We start from the raw sequence: 17,788 nt of genomic DNA on the forward strand, positions 1-17,788 counted from the left end.
GGACACCGACGTGACGCTCGATCAGGTCGGGGAGGAGTTCGGCGCGGACGAGGCAAAGGGCGGGGCAGGGGCGGCAAGCCCAAGAAGCGCCGCAGCGGGCTCGCCTGTCTGGTGGTCGTGGTCGTCTTCGGCGGAACCGTCGCAGGAGTCGGATATTTCGGGTACCAGTTTTACCAGGATCGTTTCGGCGCGGCGCCCGACTACGCCGGAGGCGGCACGGGCGAGACCGTCACTGTCGAGATCCCGAAGGGCGCGCTCGGCAACGAGATCGGCCAGGCGCTCAAGCAGGCCGGTGTCGTCAAGAGTGTCGACGCGTTCGTCGCCGCCCAGTCGCAGAACCCCGACGGGAAGTCGATCCAGGCCGGCGCCTATCTCCTGCACAAGGAGATGTCCGCCGAGAGCGCCGTCGAGATGATGCTCGACCCGAAGAGCCAGAACAACGTCCTGGTCCGGCCGGGCGAGCGCAATAAGGCCGTCTACAAGGCGATCGACGAACAGCTCGATCTGTCGTCCGGCGCCACCGAGAAGATCGCCGAGAAGAATTTCAAGAGCCTCGGACTGCCGAGCTGGGCGAACGACGACAGCGATATCAAGGATCCGCTGGAGGGCTTCCTCTACCCGGGCACCTATCCCGCCGCCAAGGGCATGAAGCCGGAGGCGGTCCTGAAGGCGATGGTGACCCAGGCCGCGAACAAGTACAAGGCGCTCGACCTGGAGGCCAAGGCGAAGGCGCTCAAGCTGGACAGCCCGCTGCAGGTCATCACGGTCGCCAGCCTCGTCCAGGCCGAGGGCAAGACCGCCGACGACTACCGCAAGATGGCGGAAGTGGTCTACAACCGGCTCGATCGCGCGAACCCCGAGACCTACGGCATGTTGCAGTTCGACTCGACCTTCAATTACCTGAAGGGCGAGAGCAACATCAATATCAGCGAGTCCGAGATCAACAAGAACCAGGACCCGTACAACACGTACACCCAGAAGGGTCTGCCGCCCGGCCCGATCGGGAACCCGGGCGACGGCGCGATCACGGGAACGCTGAATCCGACCGACCAGGGCTGGTATTACTTCGTCGCGGTCGACGGCGTGAGCAAGACCGAATTCGCCAAGACGCACGAAGATTTCCAGAAGCTCAAGGACAAGTTCAATGAGAGCACGGGCAACTGACGCCCGCCGGGCCGCCGTACTCGGCAAGCCCATCGCCCACTCCCTCTCCCCGGTGCTGCACCGCGCCGCCTACGAGGAACTGGGGCTCACCACCTGGTCGTACGACCGGTTCGAGATCGACGAGGCCGCGCTGCCCGGGTTCGTCGCCGAACTCGGTCCGGAGTGGGCGGGGTTGTCGCTGACCATGCCGCTCAAGCGGGCGGTCATCCCGCTGCTCGACGAGATCAGCGAGACGGCGGCCTCGGTGGAGGCGGTCAACACGGTGGTCCTCGCTCAGGACGGCCGTCGCCGCGGCGACAACACCGACATCCCCGGCATGATCGCCGCCCTGCGCGAACGCGGCATCGAACAGGTCGACTCGGCCGCGATCCTCGGCGCCGGCGCCACGGCGTCCTCCGCGCTGGCCGCGCTCGCCCGCATCTGCACCGGCGAGGTCGTGGCGTACGTACGCAGCGAGGCACGCGCCGCCGAGATGCGGCAGTGGGGTGAGCGGCTCGACGTGGAGGTCCGTACGGCGGACTGGGCGGACGCGGAGCGGGCGCTGCACGCGCCGCTGGTCATCGCGACCACGCCGGCCGGTACGACGGACGTCCTCGCCTCCGCCGTACCGGAGCGCCCCACCACCCTGTTCGACGTGCTCTACGACCCCTGGCCGACCGCCCTCGCAGCCCGCTGGTCCATGTTCGGCGGAGCCGTGGTCAGCGGACTCGACCTGCTGGTGCATCAGGCGGTGCTGCAGGTGGAGCAGATGACCGGCCGCGCCCCCGCCCCGGTGGAGGCCATGCGAAAAGCGGGAGAGCGGGCTCTCGCGAACCGCTAAGATCCGCTGAGTTCCGCCGGGGGGCGGAGAGGATCTAGGGGGAGTACAAGCAGTGTCCACTGGTGTGCCGCTGGCGTCCGGCAAGAGCGAAATATTCGAGGTTGTCCTGCAGTTCATGCCGGACTGGGTGCAGATCCCTGTGCTCGTCCTGATCGTGCTGCTCGTGGTCGGGTCGTGGGTCTTCAAGCTGAAGCGCAAGATCGACCAGCGGCGCGCGCGGCGCCAGGGACAGACCGTCCAGGTGGCGGTGCAGCAGGGGCAGGGGAGCGGCGCGGACCACCTGGGCCCGTACGCCCCGCAGCAGCAGGCCCAGCAGCCGAGCGGCGCCGACTTCCTCGGCCCCTACGCCCCTCGGCAGGCGCAGGCCGCGCAGCCGAACCCGCAGGGCAGCGGCGCCGACTACCTCGGTGCGTACGCCCCGCAGCAGCCCCAGGGCAACAGCCCGGCGTGATCCCCGCCTGCGCCCGGCACCGTCCATTTTCCGTCCGCCTGGTGGACCGGCGGCCGGGGACCGGTGCCGGACGTGGGAGGATCGAAGGTGGCGGGCCGGGGCCGCGCACCTGGTCGCGCCGTCGACGTACGCGAGGACGCGCGTACGCAGGGCAGTACCAGGGCGCGAGCACTGAGGAGCACCGTTGAGCAGGTTGCGCTGGCTGACCGCGGGGGAGTCCCACGGTCCCGCACTCGTGGCGACGCTGGAGGGCCTTCCCGCCGGCGTGCCGATCACCACGGAGATGGTGGCGGACCACCTGGCCCGGCGCCGGCTCGGCTATGGACGCGGTGCGCGCATGAAGTTCGAGCGCGACGAGGTCACCTTCATCGGCGGCGTCCGGCACGGCCTCACCCTCGGTTCCCCGGTCGCGATCATGGTGGGCAACACCGAGTGGCCCAAGTGGGAGCAGGTGATGGCGGCCGACCCGGTCGACCCGGAGGTCCTCGCCGGCCTGGCCCGCAACGCCCCGCTGACCCGCCCGCGCCCCGGCCACGCCGACCTCGCGGGCATGCAGAAGTACGGCTTCGACGAGGCCCGGCCGATCCTGGAGCGGGCCTCCGCCCGTGAGACGGCGGCGCGTGTCGCGCTGGGCGCGGTGGCCCGGTCGTACATCAAGGAGACGGCCGGCATCGAGATCGTCAGCCACGTCGTCGAGCTGGCCTCCGCGAAGGCCCCGCAGGGTGTGTACCCCACCCCGGCCGACGTCGAGAAGCTGGACGAGGACCCCGTGCGCTGCCTGGACGCGGACGCGTCGAAGGCGATGGTCGCGGAGATCGACCAGGCCCACAAGGACGGCGACACCCTCGGTGGCGTGGTCGAGATCCTGGCGTACGGCGTGCCGGTCGGCCTCGGTTCGCACGTCCACTGGGACCGCAAGCTGGACGCCCGGCTCGCCGGTGCCCTCATGGGCATCCAGGCCATCAAGGGCGTCGAGATCGGCGACGGCTTCGAGCTGGCGCGGGTGCCCGGTTCGAAGGCGCACGACGAGATCGTCAGCACGCCGGAGGGCATCCGCCGTACCTCCGGGCGCTCCGGCGGCACCGAGGGCGGCCTCACCACCGGTGAGCTGCTGCGGGTCCGCGCCGCGATGAAGCCGATCGCGACCGTGCCCAAGGCGCTCCAGACGGTGGACGTGACGACCGGTGAGGCGACGCAGGCCCACCACCAGCGTTCCGACGTCTCCGCGGTCCCGGCCGCCGGCATCGTCGCCGAGGCCATGGTGGCGCTCGTCCTCGCGGACGCGGTGGCGGAGAAGTTCGGCGGCGACAGCGTCGTCGAGACCCGCCGGAACGTGCAGTCGTACCTAGAGAACCTGGCCATCCGATGAGCGCAGCGCCTGTGGTGGTGCTGGTCGGACCGATGGGCGTGGGCAAGTCCACGGTCGGGCAGCTGCTGGCCGAGCGGCTCGGCGTCGGCTACCGGGACACCGACGACGACATCGTGGCCGAGCAGGGCCGGACGATCGCGGAGATCTTCGTCGACGAGGGCGAGCCGGCCTTCCGGGCGATCGAGAAGCAGGCCGTGCACCGGGCGCTCGCCGAGCACGACGGCGTCCTGGCGCTGGGCGGCGGCTCGATCCTGGACGAGGACACGCGCGCGCTGCTGCTCGGGCAGCAGGTCGTCTACCTGTCGATGGACGTCGAGGAGGCGGTCAAGCGCACCGGCCTGAACGCCGCCCGCCCGCTGCTCGCGGTCAATCCGCGCAAGCAGTGGCGGGACCTGATGGAGGCCCGCCGCCATCTGTACGAGGGGATCGCCACGGCTGTCGTGGCCACCGACGGCAGGACACCCGAAGAGGTGACTCAAGCCGCCCTGGACGCACTGGAGTTGAAGGACGCATGACTGAGGCAGTGACGCGGATCCAGGTCGGCGGTACCGCGGGCAGCGAACCGTACGAGGTCCTGGTGGGCCGTCAGCTCCTGGGCGAGCTGGGCGGGTTGATCGGCGGCAAGGCCCAGCGGATCGCCGTGATCCATCCGGAGGCGCTGGCCGAGACCGGCGAGGCGCTGCGGGCCGATCTGGCCGAGCAGGGCTACGAGGCGGTCGCCATCCAGGTGCCGAACGCCGAGGAGGCCAAGACCGCCGAGGTGGCGGCCTACTGCTGGAAGGCGCTGGGCCAGTCCGGGTTCACCCGCTCCGACCTGATCGTCGGTGTCGGCGGCGGCTCGACCACCGACCTGGCCGGCTTCGTGGCCGCCAGCTGGCTGCGCGGGGTGCGCTGGATCGCGGTCCCGACCACCGTGCTGGCCATGGTGGACGCGGCGGTGGGCGGCAAGACCGGCATCAACACCGCCGAGGGCAAGAACCTGGTGGGTGCCTTCCACCCGCCGGCCGGCGTGCTGTGCGACCTGGCCGCGCTGGACTCGCTCCCGGTCAACGACTACGTCTCCGGACTCGCGGAGATCATCAAGGCCGGCTTCATCGCCGACCCGACGATCCTGGAGCTGATCGAGGCCGACCCCGAGGCCGCGCGCACCCCGGCCGGCCCGCACACCGCGGAGCTGATCGAGCGCTCGATCCGGGTCAAGGCCGAGGTCGTCTCGTCCGACCTGAAGGAGTCGGGTCTGCGGGAGATCCTCAACTACGGCCACACACTCGGCCACGCGATCGAGAAGAACGAGCGCTACAAGTGGCGGCACGGCGCGGCGGTGGCCGTCGGTATGCACTTCGCCGCCGAACTCGGCCGTCTCGCCGGGCGGTTGGACGACGCGACGGCGGACCGGCACCGCACCATCCTGGAGTCGGTGGGCCTGCCGCTGCAGTACCGCTACGACCAGTGGCCCAAGCTGCTCGAGACGATGAAGGTCGACAAGAAGTCCCGCGGCAATCTGCTGCGCTTCATCGTCCTGGACGGCCTGGCCAAGCCCACAGTGCTGGAGGGGCCGGACCCGGCCGTGCTGCTCGCCGCGTACGGCGAAGTCGGCCAGTAAGTCCTCCGATTCACCGTTCCGTCCGATTCACCTGTGGCGATGGGCACTTCAGACCGCCCCCGGCCGTTCACCAAACGGCGGCCGGGGGCGGTACCGTTCGGTAGCGAGCGGGTCATGCCCGCTGCCAGCGTCAATGGCCATGGAAGACGAGACGGAGTGGCACCGGATGCAGCACGCAGTGGGTTCTCCGCTGCCGCCGCCCCACCAGTCGGGGCACGGCTGGTCGCCGGCCGGACAGCCCCCGGGTGCGCACCACCCGAGTGGGCACCAAGGACCAGCGCCGCATCAGGGACCCGCCCCGCATCAGGGATCTGCTCCGCATCAGGGATCCGCCCCGATACCCCCGCCGCCTCCGGCACCGGGCTTCGCACCGCCCGGACCGGTCCAGCACACACCCCCACAGGTCCCGGCCCCGCCGGCCCCCGAGACCACGGGTCACGTACCTCTGCCGCCCGGCGGCCCCGTCGGCATGCCGAGCGTCCCGCCCGCCACCGCGGCACCCGACATGGGGACCACGACCATGGCGGTGCTGCTCATCGGCCCGGCGGGGGCCGGTAAGACAAGCGTCGCCAAGTACTGGGCGGACCACCGCCGGGTCCCCACGGCCCACATCAGCCTCGACGACGTACGCGAATGGGTCCGCTCGGGCTTCGCCGACCCCCAGTCCGGGTGGAACGACCATTCCGAGGCGCAGTACCGCCTGGCCCGCCGCACCTGTGGCTTCGCCGCGCGAAACTTCCTGGCCAACGGCATCTCCTGCATCCTCGACGACGCGGTGTTCCCGGACCGCCCGGTGGTCGGCCTCGGCGGCTGGAAGCGCCACGTCGGCCCGGGGCTGCTGCCCGTGGTGCTGCTGCCGGGCCTGGAGATCGTCCTGGAGCGCAACGCCGAACGCATGGGCAACCGCCGCCTCACCGACGAGGAGGTCGCCCGCATCCACGGCCGCATGGCGGGCTGGTACGGCTCGGGCCTGCCGATCATCGACAACTCCCAGCTGGACGTGCCGCAGACCGCCCAGGTCCTGGACGACGTACTGGCAAGATCGATCGCCAGCCCCCCGAACTGGTAGCGCCGGGGGCGGGGACGCCCCTCAGGGACGCGGGGAACCGCGCGACGAGCCCTCACTCGCCCGCGGGGGGCACACACCGCGCCCCCCGAACACCACTCCCAACCCGAACAATGCGGACACCGCCCACTCAGACGCCCTCAACCGGCGCCAACCCGACAGAGCTCCTACGCTCGTGTCATGTCAGAGGTGTACGCCGCCCGCCGAACCCGCCTACGGGAACGCTGCCAAGCCAGCGGCAGCGCCTCCGCGCTGATCTCCCGCCCCGCGAACGTCCGCTACCTCGCAGGCGCCGCCCCGCAGGACTCCGTGCTCCTCATCGGCAGGACCGAGGACCTGCTCGTGTGCCTCGGCCCGCCCGGCGACCGCCCCGCCGAGGGTCGCCCGGACGAGGCGCTGCGGACGCACCTCCTGCCCGGCGCCGCCGGTGACCCCGCGGTCGCGGCCGCCGACCTCTGCGCCGCGCAGGGCGGTGACTCCCTGGCCGTGGAGGAACATCACCTCACCGTCGCCCGGCACCGAGCCATCCGCTCCGTCGTCCCCCGGCTGCGCCTGACCGACCTCGGCGGCGCCGTCGAACAGCTCCGCGTCGTCAAGGACGAGGAGGAGATCTCCTGCCTCCGCATCGGCGCCGAGATCGCCGACCAGGCCCTGGGCGAGCTGCTCGAATCCATCCTCGTCGGCCGCACGGAGCGCCACCTCGCCCTCGAACTGGAACGGCGCCTCGTCGATCACGGCGCCGACGGCCCCGCCTTCCCCACCGCCGTGGCCACCGGCCCGAACTCCGGCCGACGTGCCCATCGGCCCACCGACCGCCGGGTCGAGGAGGGCGACTTCCTCTCCGTCTGTCTGGGGGCCATGTACCGCGGCTACCGCTGCGAGGTCGGCCGTACCTTCGTGATCGGTACGTCCCCCGCCGACTGGCAGATCGAGCTGTACGACCTGGTCTTCGCCGCCCAGCGCGCCGGACGGGAGTCTCTGGTACCCGGCGCCGCCTACCGTGACGTGGACCGTGCCGCACGCCAGGTACTGGATTCCGCGGGGTACGCGGAGGGCCTTCCGTCGCTGACGGGGCACGGTGTGGGACTCGAAATCGACGAGGACCCGCAGTTGGCTCCCGCGGCCATGGGTAAACTGGACGCTTGCGTGCCGGTCACCGTCGAACCGGGGGTCCACCTCCCGGGCCGGGGCGGCGTCCGGATCGATGACACGCTCGTCGTCCGCCCCGAGGCGGACGGCGGACCCGAGCTACTCACCATCACGACCAAGGAGCTGCTCGCCCTTTAGACAGGAGCGTGCGCCGGGGTCGTCCACGTCAGTCCAGGAGATTCCGCAACCGTGGCTTCCACGAACGACCTCAAGAACGGCATGGTGCTCAAGCTCGACGGCGGCCAGCTGTGGTCCGTCGTCGAGTTCCAGCACGTCAAGCCCGGCAAGGGCCCGGCCTTCGTGCGCACCAAGCTCAAGAACGTGCTCTCCGGGAAGGTCGTCGACAAGACCTTCAACGCCGGCGTGAAGGTCGAGACGGCCACCGTCGACAAGCGGGACATGCAGTTCTCCTACATGGACGGCGAGTACTTCGTCTTCATGGACATGGAGACCTACGACCAGCTCATGGTCGACCGCAAGGCCGTCGGTGACGCCGCGAACTTCCTCATCGAGGGCTTCATGGCCACCGTGGCGCAGCACGAGGGCGAGGTGCTCTTCGTCGAGCTGCCGGCCGCCGTCGAGCTCGTCATCCAGGAGACCGAGCCGGGCGTCCAGGGCGACCGCTCCACCGGCGGCACCAAGCCCGCCACCCTGGAGACCGGTCACCAGATCCAGGTCCCGCTCTTCATCACCACCGGTGAGAAGATCAAGGTCGACACTCGCACGAGCGACTACCTCGGCCGGGTGAACAGCTAAATTGGCTGCCCGCAACACGGCCCGCAAGCGCGCCTTCCAGATCCTCTTCGAGGGCGACCAGCGCGGGGTCGGCGTCCTGACGGTCCTCGCGGACTGGATCCGGCTCTCCCGGGACGACACCCGGCAGCCGCCGGTCAGCGAGTACACGATGCAGCTCGTCGAGGGCTACGCCCAGCACGCGAGGCGCATCGACGACCTGATCGCGCAGTACTCCGTCGGCTGGACGCTCGACCGGATGCCGGTCGTGGACCGCAACATCCTGCGCCTCGGCGCGTACGAGCTGATCTGGGTCGACGAGACCCCGGACGCCGTCGTGCTGGACGAGATGGTGCAGCTGGCGAAGGAGTTCTCGACGGACGAGTCGCCCTCGTTCGTCAACGGCCTGCTCGGCCGGCTCAAGGACCTGAAGCCCTCGCTGCGCCGAGACGAAGCGTAAGGGTCCTCGAAGACGCGGGAGGGCCCGCAGCGYRCGCTGCGGGCCCTCCCGCGTCTTCTTGTGCCCCAGGGGGCTCTCTGGGTCTCCTCAGGCTGCAGAACGCCGCCGGGGTGGCCGCAACCCAWTGGGTTSCGGCCACCCCGGCGGTACGTTTCTGCTCAAGCGGCGTAACGCTCAGCCCTCGTCGGCGTGGGACACCGCGCGGCGCGCGTCCGCGTCCAGCACGCCCCAGCTGATCAGCTGCTCGGTGAGGACCGAGGGGGACTGGTCGTAAATGACGGCGAGTGTGCGCAGGTCGTCCTGGCGGATCGACAGCACCTTGCCGTTGTAGTCACCTCGCTGCGACTGGATGGTCGCGGCATAGCGCTGCAGGGGGCCCGCCTTCTCGGCCGGCACGTGGGCCAGCCGCTCCAGGTCCAGGACCAGCTTCGGCGGCGGCTCGGCGGCCCCGCCCGGCGTGGTGCCCGGCAGCAGCTCCTGCACCGGCACGCCGTAGAAATCCGCCAGCTCGGCAAGTCGCTGCACGGTCACGGCGCGGTCGCCGCGCTCGTACGAACCGACCACGACGGCCTTCCAGCGTCCCTGGGACTTCTCCTCGACACCGTGGAGGGAAAGGCCCTGCTGGGTGCGGATGGCCCGGAGTTTGGCCCCGAGCTGTTTGGCGTATTCGCTGGACATATAGCTCCCCGGACACTGTGTCGACGCGACGTGGCTTGGGTTCCATGCCGCGCGGTTGGTAACTCACTGTGAGGTTACGCAGCGTTACTCTGGCCCGTCAAGCCGAATGGTCCACACCGACGCTTCCGTGCTATCGGTGGCTGATTGGGCCAAGGGGGTGATGAGGAGGGCCTCGGCGGCCTGCTACCGTGGATGGCGCAAACCAGACGTCCTTTAAGGTCCGTCCCGTGAGGCGGAGAAGGAGGTCCTTTTCGTATGGACAGGCAACAGGACACGCAAGCGTCCGACGCAAGGCCCGTTCTCGAAGGCCCTGACATCGCGCGGGTGTTGACCCGCATTGCCCACGAGATCGTCGAGCGCGCCAAGGGCGCCGACGACGTGGTGCTCCTCGGCATTCCCACCCGAGGCGTCTTCCTCGCCCAGCGGCTCGCCGCCAAGCTCGAGGAAATCACCGAGCGCAAGATGCCGGTCGGCTCGCTGGATATCACGATGTACCGCGACGACCTGCGCATGCACCCACCGCGTGCGCTCGCCCGCACCGAGATCCCCGGTGACGGCATCGACGGCCGCCTCGTCGTCCTCGTCGACGACGTGCTCTTCTCCGGCCGCACGATCCGCGCCGCTCTCGACGCCCTGAACGACATCGGCCGTCCGCGCGCGGTCCAGCTCGCCGTCCTCGTCGACCGCGGCCACCGCGAACTGCCCATCCGCGCCGACTACGTCGGCAAGAACCTCCCCACGTCGCTGCGGGAGACGGTCAAGGTCCTGCTCGCCGAGGAGGACGGTCGCGACACCGTTCTGCTCGGTGCCAAGCAGACCTCCCAGTAGCGCCCACGGCGTACGCCGCTGTCGTACGCCCGCTCAGTGCGCCCTCGCGCGCACCCGTCTGCCCCAATTTCGCCTGAATGAACTGCCTTACGGAGCCTGACAGATGCAGCGTCATCTCATCTCGGCCGCCGACCTCACCCGCGACGACGCCGTCCTGATCCTCGACACCGCCGAGGAGATGGCCCGGGTCGCCGACCGGCCGATCAAGAAGTTGCCGACCCTGCGCGGCCGCACCGTCGTGAACCTCTTCTTCGAGGACTCCACGCGCACGCGTATCTCCTTCGAGGCCGCCGAGAAGCGGCTGTCCGCGGACGTCATCAACTTCACCGCCAAGGGGTCCAGCGTGTCCAAGGGCGAGTCCCTGAAGGACACCGCCCAGACCCTGGAGGCCATGGGCGTCGACGCCGTCGTCATCCGGCACGGGGCCTCCGGAGCGCCGTACCGCCTGGCCAACTCCGGCTGGATCGACGCGGCCGTCATCAACGCCGGCGACGGCACCCACCAGCACCCGACCCAGGCCCTGTTGGACGCCTTCACGATGCGGCGCCGGCTCGTCGGCCGGGACGCCGGGATCGGCCAGGACCTCGACGGCCGGCGCATCACGATCGTCGGCGACATCCTGCACAGCCGGGTCGCCCGCTCCAACGTCGACCTGCTGCACACCCTCGGCGCCCAGGTCACCCTCGTCGCGCCGCCCACTCTGGTGCCGGTCGGCGTCGAGACCTGGCCCTGCGAGGTGTCGTACGACCTCGACAGCACGCTTCCGAAGTCCGACGCGGTGATGATGCTGCGCGTGCAGCGCGAGCGCATGAACGCCGCGTTCTTCCCGACCGAGCGCGAGTACTCGCGGCGCTACGGCCTCGACGGCGAGCGCATGGCCAAGATGCCCGAGCACTCGATCGTGATGCACCCCGGCCCGATGGTCCGCGGCATGGAGATCACCGCCGAGGTCGCCGACTCGGAGCGCTGCACCGCGATCGAGCAGGTCGCAAACGGAGTCTCCATCCGGATGGCCGTCCTGTATCTGCTGCTGGGCGGAAACGAACCGGCCGCCGCCCACACCCGTACCGAGGAGAAGTAAGACTGATGAGCAAGATCCTGATCCGGGGTGCGAAGGTGCTCGGCGGCGAGCCGCAGGACGTGCTGATCGACGGCGAGACCATCGCCGAGGTGGGCACCGGTCTGAGCGACGAGGGCGCCCAGGTCGTCGAGGCGGCGGGCAAGGTCCTGCTGCCGGGCCTGGTCGACCTGCACACGCATCTGCGTGAGCCCGGCCGTGAGGACTCCGAGACCGTGCTGACCGGCACGCGCGCGGCGGCCTCCGGCGGCTTCACCGCCGTGTTCGCCATGGCCAACACCTTCCCGGTCGCCGACACCGCCGGCGTGGTCGAGCAGGTCTGGCGACTGGGCCGGGAGCACGGCTACTGCGACGTGCAGCCGATCGGCGCCGTCACCGTCGGCCTCGAAGGCCGCAAGCTCGCCGAGCTGGGCGCCATGCACGAGTCGGTGGCGGGCGTCACCGTCTTCTCCGACGACGGCAAGTGCGTCGACGACGCCGTGATCATGCGCCGCGCGCTGGAGTACGTGAAGGCCTTCGGCGGTGTCGTCGCCCAGCACGCGCAGGAGCCGCGGCTGACCGAGGGCGCCCAGATGAACGAGGGCGTCGTCTCCGCCGAGCTGGGCCTCGGCGGCTGGCCCGCGGTGGCCGAGGAATCGATCATCGCCCGGGACGTCCTGCTCGCCGAGCACGTCGGCTCCCGCGTCCACATCTGCCACCTGTCGACCGCCGGATCCGTCGAGATCGTCCGCTGGGCCAAGTCTCGCGGCATCGACGTCACCGCCGAGGTCACCCCGCACCACCTGCTCCTCACCGACGAGATGGTGCGCACCTACAACCCGGTCTACAAGGTGAACCCGCCGCTGCGCACCGAGCGTGACGTGATGGCGCTGCGCGAGGCGCTCGCCGACGGCACCATCGACATCGTCGCCACCGACCACGCCCCGCACCCGCACGAGGACAAGGACTGCGAGTGGGCCGCCGCCGCCATGGGGATGGTCGGCCTGGAGACCGCGTTGTCAGTGGTGCAGGAGACCATGGTGGACACCGGGCTCCTCACCTGGACCGGGGTCGCCGAGCGCATGTCCTTCAAGCCCGCCCAGATCGGGCAGGCGAAGGGACACGGCCGTCCCGTCTCGGCTGGTGAGCCCGCCAACCTCACGCTCGTCGACACGGAATACCGTGGGTCCGTGGACCCCGCGGGCTTCGCCTCGCGCAGCCGCAACACCCCGTACGAGGGGCGTGAGCTGCCGGGCCGTGTGACGCACACGTGGCTCCGGGGCAAGGCCACGCTCGTCGACGGGAAGCTCACGTGACACCTGCAACTCTGCTCGCCGCCGGACTCGCCGCCGAAAAGAAGTCGGCCGAGGTCACCGACTGGGCCGCCCGCGCCGGCTGGCTCGTCGGACTCGCCCTCTTCGTCGCGCTCGTCTACTGGCTGATGCGCGAGGGCTGGAAATGGCGCGGCACGCTCCAGGGCGACCTGCCCGAGCTGCCCAGCGCGCCGGACGACCCCGGCCCGGCGAGACTGAGCATGAGCGGCCGCTACCACGGCTCCACCACCGCCGGTCAGTGGCTGGACCGCATCGTGGCGCACGGCCTCGGCACCCGCAGCCGGGTCGAGCTCACGCTGACGGACGCGGGACTGGACGTCGTACGCCCCGGCGCGACCGACTTCTTCGTGCCCGTCGCGCAGCTGCGCGAGGCCCGGCTCGACAAGGGCATCGCCGGCAAGGTCCTGACCGAGGGCGGACTGCTCGTGGTGACCTGGGCGCACGGCGAGCGGCTGATCGACTCCGGGTTCCGCTCGGACCACGCGGCGGAGCACAACGAGTGGGTCGACGTCATTAACTCCATGATCGACAACTCCATGATCGACAACAACAGCACGGAAGGCGCCGAACGATGACGACCTCCATCCAGGGGACCGCCTCGCAGAGGCACAAGGCGGCTCCCGCCGTACTCGTCCTGGAGGACGGCCGCATGTTCCGCGGCCGTGCCTACGGGGCCGTGGGGGTGACCTTCGGCGAGGCAGTGTTCTCCACCGGCATGACCGGCTACCAGGAGACCCTCACCGACCCGTCGTACCACGGCCAGGTCGTCGTGATGACCGCCCCGCACGTCGGCAACACCGGCGTCAACGACGAGGACCCGGAGAGCAAGCAGATCTGGGTCGCCGGCTACGTCGTGCGCGACCCCGCGCGCGTGCCGTCCAACTGGCGTGCCAAGCGCTCGCTGGACGACGAGCTGCGCCACCAGGGCGTCGTCGGGATCTCCGGCATCGACACCCGCGCGCTCACCCGCCACCTGCGCGAGCGCGGCGCCATGCGCGTCGGCATCTTCTCCGGCAACGCGCTGCCCGACGAGGGCACCATGCTCGCCGAGGTCCGCCAGGCCCCCGAGATGAAGGGCGCCGACCTCTCCGCCGAGGTCGCCACCAAGGAGGCGTACGTCGTCCCCGCGATCGGCGAGAAGAAGTTCACGGTCGCCGRCGRGGACCTCGGCATCAAGGGCATGACCCCGCACCGCATGGCCGAGCGCGGCATCGAGGTGCACGTCCTGCCCGCGACGGCGACCGCCGAGGACGTCTTCGCCGTGAACCCGGACGGCGTGTTCTTCTCCAACGGCCCGGGCGACCCGGCCACCGCCGACCACCCGGTCTCCGTCATGCAGGCGGTCCTGGAGCGCGGCACCCCGCTCTTCGGCATCTGCTTCGGCAACCAGATCCTCGGCCGCGCCCTCGGCTTCGGCACCTACAAGCTGAAGTACGGCCACCGCGGTATCAACCAGCCGSTCCAGGACCGCACGACCGGCAAGGTCGAGGTCACCGCGCACAACCACGGCTTCGCCGTGGACGCCCCGACCGACAAGGTCTCCGACACCCCCTACGGCCGCGCCGAGGTCTCCCACGTCTGCCTCAACGACAACGTGGTGGAGGGCCTCCACCTCCTCGACAAGCCGGCCTTCAGCGTCCAGTACCACCCCGAAGCGGCAGCGGGCCCGCACGACGCCGCCTACCTGTTCGACCGCTTCGTTTCCCTGATGGAGGGCCAGCGTGCCTAAGCGCACCGATATCCAGTCCGTCCTGGTCATCGGCTCCGGCCCGATCGTCATCGGCCAGGCCGCCGAGTTCGACTACTCCGGCACGCAGGCGTGCCGCGTCCTGAAGTCCGAGGGCCTGCGCGTCATCCTCGTGAACTCCAACCCGGCGACGATCATGACCGACCCGGAGATCGCCGACGCCACCTACGTCGAGCCGATCACCCCGGAGTTCGTCGAGAAGATCATCGCCAAGGAGCGGCCGGACACGCTGCTGCCCACCCTGGGCGGCCAGACGGCCCTCAACACCGCCATCTCGCTGCACGAGGCGGGGACGCTGGAGAAGTACGGCGTGGAGCTGATCGGCGCCAACGTCGAGGCCATCAACAAGGGCGAGGACCGCGACCTCTTCAAGGACGTCGTCGAGGCCGTCCGCGGCAAGATCGGCCACGGCGAGTCCGCCCGCTCGGTCATCTGCCACTCCATGGACGACGTCCTGGGTGGCGTCGAGACCCTCGGCGGCTACCCGGTCGTCGTCCGCCCGTCCTTCACCATGGGCGGCGCCGGCTCCGGCTTCGCGCACGACGAGGAGGAGCTGCGCCGCATCGCAGGGCAGGGCCTGACCCTGTCGCCGACCACCGAGGTGCTCCTGGAGGAGTCCATCCTCGGCTGGAAGGAGTACGAGCTGGAGTTGATGCGCGACAAGCACGACAACGTCGTGGTCGTCTGCTCCATCGAGAACTTCGACCCGATGGGCGTGCACACGGGCGACTCGATCACCGTCGCGCCCGCGATGACGCTCACCGACCGCGAGTACCAGATCCTGCGGGACATCGGCATCGCCGTGATCCGCGAGGTCGGCGTCGACACCGGCGGCTGCAACATCCAGTTCGCGGTGAACCCCGAGGACGGTCGCGTGATCGTCATCGAGATGAACCCGCGCGTGTCGCGTTCCTCGGCCCTCGCCTCCAAGGCGACCGGCTTCCCGATCGCCAAGATCGCCGCCAAGCTGGCCGTCGGCTACACGCTCGACGAGATCCCGAACGACATCACGCGGGAGACCCCGGCCTCCTTCGAGCCGACGCTCGACTACGTGGTCGTGAAGGCCCCGCGTTTCGCCTTCGAGAAGTTCCCGCAGGCCGACRCCACCCTCACCACCACCATGAAGTCGGTCGGCGAGGCCATGGCCATCGGCCGTAACTTCACCGAGGCCTTCCAGAAGGCGCTGCGCTCGCTGGAGAAGAAGGGCAGCCAGTTCACCTTCGTCGGCGAGCCCGGCGACAAGGCGCTCCTCCTCGAAGAGGCGGTCCGCCCGACCGACGGCCGGATCAACGCCGTCATGCAGGCCATCCGCGCGGGTGCCACCCAGGAGGAGGTCTTCGAGTACACGAAGATCGACCCCTGGTTCGTCGACCAGCTCTTCCTCATCAAGGAGATCGCCGACGAGATCGCCGAGGCCGCGGAGCTCACCCCCGAGCTGCTCGCCGAGGCCAAGCGGCACGGCTTCTCCGACCAGCAGATCGCCGAGATCCGCGGCCTGCGCGAGGACGTCGTACGCGAGGTGCGGCACGCGCTCGGCATCCGCCCGGTCTACAAGACGGTCGACACCTGCGCCGCCGAGTTCGCCGCGCAGACGCCGTACTTCTACTCCTCCTACGACGAGGAGACCGAGGTCGCTTCGCGCGAGAAGCCGGCCGTCATCATCCTGGGCTCCGGACCCAACCGCATCGGCCAGGGCATCGAGTTCGACTACTCCTGCGTCCACGCCTCCTTCGCGCTGAGCGACGCCGGGTACGAGACCGTGATGGTCAACTGCAACCCGGAGACCGTCTCCACGGACTACGACACCTCCGACCGCCTGTACTTCGAGCCGCTGACGCTGGAGGACGTGCTGGAGATCGTCCACGCCGAGCAGCAGGCCGGCCCCGTGGCGGGCGTGATCGTCCAGCTGGGCGGCCAGACCCCGCTGGGTCTGTCGCAGGCGCTGAAGGACAACGGCGTGCCGATCGTCGGTACGTCCCCGGAGGCCATCCACGCCGCCGAGGACCGGGGTGCCTTCGGGCGGGTCCTCGCGGAGGCGGGCCTCCCGGCCCCCAAGCACGGCACCGCCACCACCTTCGCGGGCGCCAAGGCCATCGCGGACGAGATCGGCTACCCGGTCCTCGTGCGGCCGTCGTACGTCCTCGGCGGACGCGGCATGGAGATCGTCTACGACGAGACCCGGCTGGAGTCCTACATCGCCGAGTCGACCGAGATCAGCCCCTCGCGGCCGGTCCTCGTCGACCGCTTCCTGGACGACGCGATCGAGATCGACGTCGACGCGCTCTACGACGGCACCGAGCTCTACCTCGGCGGCGTCATGGAGCACATCGAGGAGGCCGGCATCCACTCCGGCGACTCTGCGTGCGCCCTGCCCCCGATCACGCTCGGCGGCTTCGACATCAAGCGCCTGCGGGCGTCCACGGAGGCCATCGCCAAGGGCGTCGGCGTACGCGGCCTGATCAACATCCAGTTCGCGATGGCCGGCGACATCCTGTACGTCCTGGAGGCCAACCCGCGTGCGTCCCGCACCGTCCCCTTCACCTCGAAGGCGACCGCGGTACCGCTGGCGAAGGCCGCCGCCCGCATCTCGCTGGGCACGACCATCGCCGAACTGCGCGCCGAGGGCCTGCTTCCGGCGACCGGCGACGGCGGCGAACTCCCGCTCGACGCGCCGATCTCCGTCAAGGAGGCCGTCATGCCGTGGTCGCGCTTCCGCGACATCCACGGGCGCGGCGTCGACACCGTCCTCGGCCCGGAGATGCGCTCCACCGGCGAGGTCATGGGCATCGACTCCGTCTTCGGCACGGCGTACGCCAAGTCGCAGGCGGGCGCGTACGGCCCGCTGCCCACCAAGGGCCGCGCCTTCATCTCGGTCGCCAACCGCGACAAGCGCTCGATGATCTTCCCGGCGCGCGAGCTGGTCGCCCACGGCTTCGAGCTCATGGCCACCTCCGGCACGGCCGAGGTCCTCAAGCGCAACGGCATCAACGCCACCGTCGTGCGCAAGCAGTCCGAGGGCGAGGGCCCGAACGGCGAGAAGACCATCGTCCAGCTCATCCACGACGGCGAGGTCGACCTCATCGTCAACACCCCGTACGGCACCGGCGGCCGCCTCGACGGCTACGACATCCGTACGGCGGCCGTGGCGCGGTCCGTGCCCTGCCTGACGACGGTCCAGGCGCTCGCCGCCGCCGTCCAGGGCATCGACGCCCTCAACCACGGTGATGTGGGCGTACGTTCCCTGCAGGAACACGCCGAGCATCTGACCGCGGCCCGCGACTAGCAGCCCTGAGGGGGACACCGACAGACGGTGTCCCCCTCTTCATGAGG

The 17,788-nt window shown here is 70.2% G+C and carries 16 protein-coding genes and 1 pseudogene; 16 read left to right on the forward strand and 1 reads right to left on the reverse strand.

Going from position 1 to position 17,788, the window contains the following annotated elements:
- The 10 genes and pseudogenes from mltG to nusB form a co-directional block, all read left to right on the forward strand.
- Nucleotides 1-1,164, forward strand: a pseudogene (mltG, locus tag EAO75_RS24375) (endolytic transglycosylase MltG); the annotation flags it as partial.
- The gene (locus tag EAO75_RS24380; RefSeq protein ID WP_147997170.1) at nucleotides 1,145-1,984 is read left to right on the forward strand and encodes a shikimate dehydrogenase; all 840 of its coding nucleotides are present in this window, start codon (nucleotides 1,145-1,147) and stop codon (nucleotides 1,982-1,984) included. The pseudogene mltG and the gene EAO75_RS24380, both read left to right, overlap by 20 nt.
- Nucleotides 1,985-2,036: 52 nt before the next feature.
- Nucleotides 2,037-2,435 (forward strand): hypothetical protein, encoded by a 399-nt coding sequence (locus tag EAO75_RS24385; protein ID WP_147997171.1) that lies wholly within the window; start codon nucleotides 2,037-2,039, stop codon nucleotides 2,433-2,435.
- Between the two features lie 184 nt (nucleotides 2,436-2,619).
- The gene (aroC, locus tag EAO75_RS24390; protein ID WP_147997172.1) at nucleotides 2,620-3,804 is read left to right on the forward strand and encodes a chorismate synthase; all 1,185 of its coding nucleotides are present in this window, start codon (nucleotides 2,620-2,622) and stop codon (nucleotides 3,802-3,804) included.
- On the forward strand, nucleotides 3,801-4,319 hold the full coding sequence (locus EAO75_RS24395) for a shikimate kinase (protein ID WP_147997173.1): 519 nt from the start codon (nucleotides 3,801-3,803) through the stop codon (nucleotides 4,317-4,319). The genes aroC and EAO75_RS24395 overlap by 4 nt, the downstream gene beginning before the upstream one ends.
- Nucleotides 4,316-5,407: a 3-dehydroquinate synthase gene (aroB, locus tag EAO75_RS24400; RefSeq protein WP_147997174.1), complete on the forward strand. Its 1,092-nt coding sequence runs from the start codon at nucleotides 4,316-4,318 to the stop codon at nucleotides 5,405-5,407. The genes EAO75_RS24395 and aroB overlap by 4 nt, the downstream gene beginning before the upstream one ends.
- A gap of 166 nt (nucleotides 5,408-5,573) precedes the next feature.
- Entirely contained in the window at nucleotides 5,574-6,476 is a 903-nt protein-coding gene (locus EAO75_RS24405; RefSeq protein WP_147998050.1) for a Pro-rich N-terminal domain-containing protein, read from the forward strand.
- A 177-nt stretch (nucleotides 6,477-6,653) separates the two neighbouring features.
- Nucleotides 6,654-7,760: an aminopeptidase P family protein gene (locus EAO75_RS24410; protein WP_147997175.1), complete on the forward strand. Its 1,107-nt coding sequence runs from the start codon at nucleotides 6,654-6,656 to the stop codon at nucleotides 7,758-7,760.
- A 51-nt stretch (nucleotides 7,761-7,811) separates the two neighbouring features.
- Nucleotides 7,812-8,378: an elongation factor P gene (gene efp / locus EAO75_RS24415; protein WP_030947394.1), complete on the forward strand. Its 567-nt coding sequence runs from the start codon at nucleotides 7,812-7,814 to the stop codon at nucleotides 8,376-8,378.
- A 1-nt stretch (nucleotide 8,379) separates the two neighbouring features.
- Nucleotides 8,380-8,814: a transcription antitermination factor NusB gene (nusB, locus tag EAO75_RS24420; protein WP_147997176.1), complete on the forward strand. Its 435-nt coding sequence runs from the start codon at nucleotides 8,380-8,382 to the stop codon at nucleotides 8,812-8,814.
- A 174-nt stretch (nucleotides 8,815-8,988) separates the two neighbouring features.
- Here nusB and bldD read toward each other — a convergent pair whose 3' ends face one another.
- A complete protein-coding gene (bldD, locus tag EAO75_RS24425) occupies nucleotides 8,989-9,492 on the reverse strand; it encodes a transcriptional regulator BldD (protein WP_007491469.1) in 504 nt (167 codons plus the stop codon).
- A 255-nt stretch (nucleotides 9,493-9,747) separates the two neighbouring features.
- Between bldD and pyrR the strand changes: the two genes are divergently transcribed.
- The 6 genes from pyrR (at nucleotide 9,748) to carB (ending at nucleotide 17,741) form a co-directional block, all read left to right on the forward strand.
- On the forward strand, nucleotides 9,748-10,320 hold the full coding sequence (gene pyrR, locus EAO75_RS24430) for a bifunctional pyr operon transcriptional regulator/uracil phosphoribosyltransferase PyrR (protein ID WP_147997177.1): 573 nt from the start codon (nucleotides 9,748-9,750) through the stop codon (nucleotides 10,318-10,320).
- A gap of 103 nt (nucleotides 10,321-10,423) precedes the next feature.
- Complete coding sequence (locus tag EAO75_RS24435; RefSeq protein WP_147997178.1) at nucleotides 10,424-11,401, forward strand: aspartate carbamoyltransferase catalytic subunit; 978 nt, start codon at nucleotides 10,424-10,426, stop codon at nucleotides 11,399-11,401.
- A gap of 5 nt (nucleotides 11,402-11,406) precedes the next feature.
- Nucleotides 11,407-12,693, forward strand: a complete 1,287-nt coding sequence (locus EAO75_RS24440; RefSeq protein WP_147997179.1) for a dihydroorotase — start codon at nucleotides 11,407-11,409, stop codon at nucleotides 12,691-12,693.
- Nucleotides 12,690-13,286, forward strand: a complete 597-nt coding sequence (locus EAO75_RS24445; RefSeq protein WP_147997180.1) for a hypothetical protein — start codon at nucleotides 12,690-12,692, stop codon at nucleotides 13,284-13,286. The genes EAO75_RS24440 and EAO75_RS24445 overlap by 4 nt, the downstream gene beginning before the upstream one ends.
- Nucleotides 13,283-14,440 (forward strand): glutamine-hydrolyzing carbamoyl-phosphate synthase small subunit, encoded by a 1,158-nt coding sequence (carA, locus tag EAO75_RS24450; protein ID WP_147997181.1) that lies wholly within the window; start codon nucleotides 13,283-13,285, stop codon nucleotides 14,438-14,440. Before EAO75_RS24445 ends, carA begins: the two co-directional genes overlap by 4 nt.
- Nucleotides 14,433-17,741, forward strand: a complete 3,309-nt coding sequence (gene carB, locus EAO75_RS24455) for a carbamoyl-phosphate synthase large subunit (RefSeq protein WP_147997182.1) — start codon at nucleotides 14,433-14,435, stop codon at nucleotides 17,739-17,741. The genes carA and carB overlap by 8 nt, the downstream gene beginning before the upstream one ends.
- Nucleotides 17,742-17,788: the final 47 nt, after the last annotated feature.

This window comes from Streptomyces sp. UW30 (genome assembly GCF_008042075.1).
Taxonomy (GTDB): Bacteria; Actinomycetota; Actinomycetes; order Streptomycetales; family Streptomycetaceae; genus Streptomyces.

Excerpts from the sequence above, each read along its gene's own strand:
- EAO75_RS24380 (WP_147997170.1), top strand. The coding sequence starts at position 1,145 with ATGAGAGCACGGGCAACTGACGCCCGCCGGGCCGCCGTACTCGGCAAG.
- aroB (WP_147997174.1), top strand. The coding sequence starts at position 4,316 with ATGACTGAGGCAGTGACGCGGATCCAGGTCGGCGGTACCGCGGGCAGC.
- EAO75_RS24440 (WP_147997179.1), top strand. The coding sequence starts at position 11,407 with ATGAGCAAGATCCTGATCCGGGGTGCGAAGGTGCTCGGCGGCGAGCCG.
- EAO75_RS24410 (WP_147997175.1), top strand. The coding sequence starts at position 6,654 with ATGTCAGAGGTGTACGCCGCCCGCCGAACCCGCCTACGGGAACGCTGC.
- EAO75_RS24435 (WP_147997178.1), top strand. The coding sequence starts at position 10,424 with ATGCAGCGTCATCTCATCTCGGCCGCCGACCTCACCCGCGACGACGCC.
- pyrR (WP_147997177.1), top strand. The coding sequence starts at position 9,748 with ATGGACAGGCAACAGGACACGCAAGCGTCCGACGCAAGGCCCGTTCTC.
- EAO75_RS24395 (WP_147997173.1), top strand. The coding sequence starts at position 3,801 with ATGAGCGCAGCGCCTGTGGTGGTGCTGGTCGGACCGATGGGCGTGGGC.
- EAO75_RS24405 (WP_147998050.1), top strand. The coding sequence starts at position 5,574 with ATGCAGCACGCAGTGGGTTCTCCGCTGCCGCCGCCCCACCAGTCGGGG.
- bldD (WP_007491469.1), bottom strand. The coding sequence starts at position 9,492 with ATGTCCAGCGAATACGCCAAACAGCTCGGGGCCAAACTCCGGGCCATC.